This window comes from Bartonella sp. AP58NXGY, from assembly GCF_042195785.1.
GTDB lineage: Bacteria > Pseudomonadota > Alphaproteobacteria > Rhizobiales > Rhizobiaceae > Bartonella.
Genome location: NZ_JBHIOY010000408.1, coordinates 335 through 569 on the forward strand (window position 1 = coordinate 335; position 235 = coordinate 569).

Genomic DNA, 235 nt, shown 5'->3' on the forward strand with positions numbered 1-235 from the left:
GCTGCTGTTTTCGCCGGCATGGAAGGAACACGCCCGATATTGGTAGAAATTCAAGCGCTTGTTGCTCCTTCTTCTCTTGGAACACCACGACGTGCGGTTGTCGGATGGGATGGAAATCGTCTTTCTATGATTCTCGCCGTTTTAGAAGCCCATTGTGGCATTCGTTTTGGACAGCATGATGTCTATCTGAACGTGGCAGGTGGATATCGTATATCAGAGCCTGCTGCTGATTTAG

General features: G+C 48.9%; 1 pseudogene. It reads left to right on the top strand.

The features are described from left to right. Positions 1-235: pseudogene (locus tag ACFINC_RS11715) on the top strand (DNA repair protein RadA); the annotation flags it as partial.